The organism is Akkermansia muciniphila (assembly GCF_900184965.1).
GTDB lineage: Bacteria > Verrucomicrobiota > Verrucomicrobiia > Verrucomicrobiales > Akkermansiaceae > Akkermansia > Akkermansia muciniphila_A.
This window is the reverse complement of record NZ_FXYA01000215.1, coordinates 429,827-436,424: the sequence shown is the minus strand read 5'-3', so window position 1 is coordinate 436,424 and position 6,598 is coordinate 429,827. Positions and strand designations below refer to the sequence as shown.

Genomic DNA, 6,598 nt, shown 5'->3' with positions numbered 1-6,598 from the left:
CTCCCAGCCGGTTTCCAATGCCCTCCCCCGCCCTGCCAATTTCCCCACACGCCCTGTAGCCATTCCCTCCAGCGCCCCGCGCACGCCCCGCTGCGCCAGCGCCTGCGTTATGGACGCCCTCACCGGAAAAGTGCTCTTTTCGCACAACGGCCTCCAGCGCCGCCAGGTAGCCAGCACGCAGAAACTCGTGACGGCCATGGTCGTGCTGGATCACGGCAGCCTGGACAGAAAAGTGGTTATCCAGCCTTCCGATACCAAAGCGGACCCAACCAAACTGGGCTTCCGGGCGGGAGAAACCTATTCACGCCGCGAACTGCTCAATGCCTTGATGATCCGCAGTTTCAACGACGTAGCCCTGGCCCTGGCCCGCGATACGGCGGGTTCCGTTCCCCGTTTCGCCCAGCTGATGAATGCCAAGGCCCGGCAGATGGGCATGTACAACTCACGCTTCGCCAACCCCAACGGCCTCCCGGCAGACCAGTACTCCACCGCCATTGACATGGCCCGCTGCGCCTATTATGTGTACCGCAGCCCGGAACTGCGCAATATTATCTGCAAACGCCAGTATGCCTTTACCCGGGCCAACGGCAGGACGCTCCTGCTGAGAAATACCAACAAACTGCTCAACCAGCATCCCTGGGTTACCGGGATGAAAACCGGATACACCAACGCCGCCGGACGCTGCCTGGTGTCCTCCGCCGGCTTCAATGGCCGCCATGTCATCGTCGTCGTCCTTGGCTGCCATCCGTCCCGCATCTGGGCGGAATCGGAAAATCTGCTCAAATGGGCTCTGGGAGCCGCGGCGTAAATACCCGGCGGCAATTGGTATTTGACTTTCACGGCGTGACCCGCTATCAGTCCTGCCTATGTTACAGGCAGGTATTGTAGGTCTCCCCAACGTCGGCAAATCCACTCTCTTCAATGCGGTCACCCGGACACGCAAGGCCCAGGCGGCCAACTATCCTTTCTGCACCATTGACCCGAATGTGGGTATGGTAACAGTCCCGGATCCCCGCCTGCAGGTGCTCTCCGACATGTCCGGTTCTGAAAAAATTATCCCCACGCTTATTGAATTCGTGGACATCGCCGGCCTGGTCAAGGGCGCTTCGGAAGGCGCCGGCCTGGGCAACCAGTTCCTGGCGAACATCCGTGAAGTGGACGCCATCGTGCAGGTAGTCCGCTGCTTTGACAATGACGACATCATCCACGAACTCGGTTCCGTGGACCCTCTGCGCGACATTGACATCATCAACTCGGAACTCATTCTGGCGGATATCGCCACCATGGAAAAAAGACTTTCTTCCCGCGAACGCAAGGCACGCAGCGGCGACAAGGAAGCCAAGGCCGAAGTGGCCCTCATCACCAAACTCCTGCCCCACCTGAACGAAGGCAACCCTGCCCTCACCTTGGAACCGCAGCTGGACGACGACGAACGCAAACTGCTCCATTCCTTCCAGCTGCTTTCGGATAAAAAAAGCATTTTCGCCTGCAATGTCAATGAAGACGAACTGGCGGACGCCATCTCCAACCCGGACGCTCATCCCTACGTCTCCCAGGTGAAAAAATACGTAGCGGAACACCACAATGCGGAAGCCATTGTCATCTCCGCCCGGATTGAAGAAGAACTCATCGACGTTTCGGAAGAAGAATCCCGCGAATTTCTGGAATCCCTGGGCGTGCAGGATTCCGGCGTTTCCGACCTCATCCGGGCCGTGTACCACCTTCTGGGCCTGCGCACCTACCTCACCACGGGAATCAAGGAAACGCGGGCCTGGACCATTCCGGCCGGGGCAAAAGCCCCCCAGGCGGCCGGCGTCATCCACACGGACTTCGAACGCGGTTTTATCGCTGCGGAGGTAGTGCACTACGACGACCTGGTTTCCTGCGGCGGCAAGACCGGAGCGCGGGAACACGGCAAGCTGCGTATCGAAGGAAAAGAATATGTCGTCAAGGACGGGGACGTCATCGAATTCCGCTTCAATGTCTAGAGCGGAGCGTTACCGAAATTCCATTGACTTTTACTGATATAAGGGGCAGATTGCTCATAACCTTCACATCGCCTCATGACTGATACAGACGTCAAATCCACCCCTCTGGCAGCTAAACATGTTGAACTGGGAGCCAGAATGGTTCCTTTCGCCGGCTGGAATATGCCGGTGCAGTACACCGGCATTCTGGACGAACACAAAGCAGTGCGCGAAGCCTGCGGCATCTTTGACATCTCCCACATGGGGCAGTTCACGGTAGCCGGGGCCTCCGCCGCGGCCTGGCTGAACTCCATGCTGACCAATGATATTAACAAGCTGAATGTCGGCCAGGGACAGTACTCCGTCATGCTCAATGACCGGGCCGGAGTCATTGACGACCTCATCCTGTACCGGATGGAACCGGAAACATTCTTCGTAGTGGTGAATGCTTCCAAAATTGATGAAGACTTCGCATGGCTCTCCGCCCACAAACCTGCAGACGTAACCCTGGAAAACCATTCTGATGAATACGCGGGTCTGGCTGTCCAAGGCCCCGAATGCGGGGAAGTATTCTCCCGCGTCATTCCCGGCGTGGAACTTCCCCCCCGCAACGGAATTGCCCGCATCACGGCGGAAGGGTCGGATCTCATTGTCTGCCGCACCGGCTATACCGGGGAAGATGGTTTTGAATTCTTCTGCCCGGCTAAGGAAGGCGTTCAATGGTTTGAAGCCTTTCTTGGGGCAGGCGCCAAACCCTGCGGTCTGGGCGCCCGCGACAGCCTGCGCCTGGAAATGTGCTATCCTCTAAACGGCTCCGACCTCTCTCCGGACAAGACGCCTCTGGAAGCCGGGCTCGGCTTCTTCTGCGCGCTGGATACGGATTTCATCGGATCCGACATCCTCCGGGAACAAAAAGCCAACGGTCTCAGCCAGCGGCTGGCGGCTATTGAATACACCGGCACGGGAGCCCCTCCCCGCGCCCATTATGCCGTTCATGTCCCCGGCGGAGAAGCCATCGGAGAACTTACCAGCGGCGTGCTCTCTCCTTCGCTGATGAAGGGTATTGCCCTGGCCTACCTGCCTGTCGCCCATGCCAAGGTCGGCACGGAGCTGGAAATTGACGTAAGGGGAAGGAAATTCCCGGCCGTGGTCGTAAAAAAACCCTTTTATAAAAAAGGCTGACACGACGGCGCAAAAATAAACTGACAAACACCTCATTTTACTACACTCTCACTTCAAACAATTACATCTTATGCACGACGTACCAGAAAATCTGCTGTATTCCAAGGATCACGAATGGATTGAAATTGACGGGGACATCGGCACCATCGGCATTTCAGACCATGCGCAAGCCGAACTCTCCGATGTCGTCTTTGTAGACCTTCCCGAAGTAGGCGCTACCGTCGCGGCCGGCGACCCCGTCGCCGTTGTGGAATCTGTCAAAGCCGCCAGCGACGTGTACACTCCCGTTTCAGGAGAAATTCTGGAGGTGAATGAAGAACTTTCCAATGATCCCTCCCTCATCAACTCCGATCCCTACGGCGCAGGCTGGCTGTACAAAATCCGCCTGGACGTTCCCACGGAAACGGAAGATATGATGAATGCCACGGATTACGAGGAATACTGCTCCTGAACCATTCCTTCTTCCCCCTGCCCCGGTGATTCCATCCCGGGGCATTTTGTTTGGCCCGCCCCCGCGGCCGAACGCTATTACCAGCCAGAGAAACCACATGAATACCCACTCAGATTTTGCCAGCCGGCACATCGGCCCCCAGGGGGAAGAGCGCCGGGAAATGCTCAACAGCCTCGGCTACCAGACGCTTGACGAACTCATTGCGGACATCGTTCCCGCAGATATCCGCATGAAAGCCCCGCTGGACCTGCCCGCCGCCAAATCGGAAACGGAAGCCCTGGAGGAACTCCGTTCCATCCTGCGGAAAAACAAGCTTCTGAAAACCTTCATTGGCCAGGGCTACTACGGCACCATCACTCCTTCCGTCATCCTCCGCAATGTACTGGAGAACCCCGGCTGGTACACGGCCTACACCCCTTACCAACCGGAAATCGCCCAGGGACGTCTGGAAATGCTCATGAACTTCCAGACCATGGTCTCTTCCCTGACAGGGCTGCCGGTGGCGAACGCCTCCCTGCTGGATGAAGGCACCGCCGCCGCAGAAGCCGTCACCATGTGCCGGAACGCGCGCCCCAAAGCAAACACCTTCTTTGTGGCAGACACCTGCCATCCCCAGACCATCAGCGTCATCCGCACCCGCGCCGCCTTCCAGGGTGTCAACATCATCGTGGGAGATTGCTCCTCCTTTGACCCCGCCTCCATCGGCGCGGATTTGGCCGGGGTGCTTGTCCAATATCCGGACACGCTCGGCCGCATCTGCGATTATACGGACTTCTTTTCCCGCGTACATGCCACGGGCGCGCTCTGCGTCGTGGCGGCGGATCTCATGGCCCTTACCGTCATCCGGGAACCCGGCGCCTTCGGAGCCGATATCTGCATCGGCAACACGCAGCGTTTCGGCATACCCATGGGCTTCGGCGGCCCCCATGCCGCCTACATGTCCTGCACGGACGCCCTCAAACGCCGCATGCCCGGCCGCCTTATCGGCATGTCCATAGATACCCTGGGCCGCCCTGCCTACCGCCTGGCCCTGCAAACGCGGGAACAGCATATTCGCCGCGACAAGGCGACTTCCAACATCTGCACCGCCCAGGTGCTCCTGGCCGTGCTGGCCGCCTTTTACGCCGTATACCACGGCCAGGAAGGCCTCAAACGCATCGGCATGGAAATCCACCGGAAAACCAAAAACCTGTACAGGGCGCTCACGGAAGCCGGCATCGCCATTGAAAACAAAAACTTCTTTGACACCCTGCTGCTGTCCGTTCCCGGACAAGCGGACGCCATGGTGCAAAAAGCCCTGGAAGCCGGGTATAACATCCGCAGGGTGGATGCCGACCACGCGGCCGTCTCTCTGGATGAAACCGCAACCTGTGCGGATATAGCGGCGCTGGCCTCCGCCCTTGCAGGTGCGGAAACATCCGCTGCCTGCGATTGCGACGCTCCTGCCTGGGATCCCGTCCACACGCGCCAGACGCCTTTCTGCACGGAAAAGGCTTTCAACTCCTACCATTCCGAAACGGAAATGATGCGCTACATCCGCCGCCTGGAATCCCGGGACCTGGCTCTAAATGAAGCCATGATCCCTCTGGGCTCCTGCACGATGAAGCTGAACGCCGCCTCCGAAATGATTCCCATCACGTGGCCGGAAGCCAACTCCCTGCATCCCTTTGTTCCGGCGGATCAGTCGGAAGGCATCCGGGAAATGCTCTCCGTCCTGTCCGACCGTCTGGCGAAAATCACCGGCTTTGCCGCCGTCTCCCTCCAGCCCAACGCGGGCGCCGCAGGGGAATATGCCGGACTACTGGCCATCCGCCGCTACCAGAAACACGCCGGAGAAGGCCACCGCAATGTCTGCCTCATTCCCACCTCCGCCCATGGGACCAACCCCGCCTCATCCGCCATGGCCGGTCTCAAGGTGGTGCCCGTCAAATGTGACGAAAGAGGCAACATCGACATGGCAGACCTGAAATCCCAAGCGGAAGCCCATAAGGACAATCTCTCCTGCATCATGGTCACGTACCCCTCCACGCACGGGGTGTATGAACAGACAATCAAGGAACTCTGCGACATCGTCCACGCCAATGGAGGCCAGGTGTACATGGACGGCGCCAACATGAATGCCCAGGTAGGCCTGACTTGCCCCGGCTGCATCGGCGCGGACGTCTGCCACCTGAACCTGCATAAAACCTTTGCCATGCCGCACGGCGGCGGCGGTCCCGGCATCGGCCCCATCGGCGTAGCGGAACACCTCGTGCCCTTCCTGCCCGGACACCTTACGCTGGGCCATGAAGAAGGGGCCGTAGCGTCTGCGGCGTGGGGGAGCGCCTCCATTGCCGCCATCTGCTGGATGTACCTCTCCATGATGGGGCCGGACGGCCTCAAGGAAGCCACGGAAATGGCCATCCTCAACGCCAACTACATCGCCAAGAAACTCGGCCATCTCTTCCCGGTTCTCTACTCCGGCAACAAGGGGCTGGTGGCGCATGAATGCATTCTGGATCCGCGCCAGCTCACTCATGACGCCGGTCTCACGGTGGATGACATCGCCAAGAGGCTCATGGACTACGGCTTCCACGGCCCCACCATGTCCTTCCCCGTTCCGGGCACCCTGATGGTGGAGCCGACGGAATCGGAACCCAAGCAGGAGCTGGACCGCTTCATTGAAGCCATGGAGCGCATTCATGCGGAAATCACGGCCATTATCAACGGTACGGCGGACAAGGAAGACAACGTCCTGAAAAACTCGCCTCATACCGCAGAAATGGTCTCCGCTGACGAATGGCGGCATCCCTACTCCCGCAGTGAAGCGGCCTATCCGGTCTCCGGTCTTCTTATCCACAAATTCTGGCCGTATGTAGGCCGGGTGGACAATGTGTATGGAGACCGCAACCTGGTCTGCACCTGCGACACAGTGGAGGAATTCACCAAGGCCGTAGAGTCATAAAAAATCTCACCCCACCTTTCAAAAAGGCTGTTCCAAATAAATGGGACAGCCTTT

Annotated in this window: 5 protein-coding genes; all 5 read left to right on the top strand. The window is 58.8% G+C overall.

All coding sequences use genetic code 11. The features are described 5' to 3' along the window. The coding region (locus CI070_RS12825; protein WP_094136965.1) for a D-alanyl-D-alanine carboxypeptidase family protein at positions 1–808 on the top strand (808 nt) is incomplete at its 5' end. Positions 809–866: 58 nt separating this feature from the next. Continuing rightward, on the top strand, positions 867–1,988 hold the full coding sequence (gene ychF / locus CI070_RS12820) for a redox-regulated ATPase YchF (RefSeq protein ID WP_094136964.1): 1,122 nt from the start codon (positions 867–869) through the stop codon (positions 1,986–1,988). Between the two features lie 75 nt (positions 1,989–2,063). After that, complete coding sequence (gcvT, locus tag CI070_RS12815; protein ID WP_094136963.1) at positions 2,064–3,149, top strand: glycine cleavage system aminomethyltransferase GcvT; 1,086 nt, start codon at positions 2,064–2,066, stop codon at positions 3,147–3,149. Positions 3,150–3,219: 70 nt separating this feature from the next. Beyond that, positions 3,220–3,600: a glycine cleavage system protein GcvH gene (gene gcvH, locus CI070_RS12810; RefSeq protein ID WP_012419500.1), complete on the top strand. Its 381-nt coding sequence runs from the start codon at positions 3,220–3,222 to the stop codon at positions 3,598–3,600. 97 nt (positions 3,601–3,697) lie between these two features. Further along, on the top strand, positions 3,698–6,544 hold the full coding sequence (gene gcvP, locus CI070_RS12805; RefSeq protein WP_094136962.1) for an aminomethyl-transferring glycine dehydrogenase: 2,847 nt from the start codon (positions 3,698–3,700) through the stop codon (positions 6,542–6,544). Positions 6,545–6,598 lie beyond the last annotated feature (54 nt).

What these genes read in the sequence shown, in the direction of transcription:
- ychF (WP_094136964.1), top strand. Translation starts at nt 867, where the DNA reads ATGTTACAGGCAGGTATTGTAGGTCTCCCCAACGTCGGCAAATCCACT.
- gcvT (WP_094136963.1), top strand. Translation starts at nt 2,064, where the DNA reads ATGACTGATACAGACGTCAAATCCACCCCTCTGGCAGCTAAACATGTT.
- gcvH (WP_012419500.1), top strand. Translation starts at nt 3,220, where the DNA reads ATGCACGACGTACCAGAAAATCTGCTGTATTCCAAGGATCACGAATGG.
- gcvP (WP_094136962.1), top strand. Translation starts at nt 3,698, where the DNA reads ATGAATACCCACTCAGATTTTGCCAGCCGGCACATCGGCCCCCAGGGG.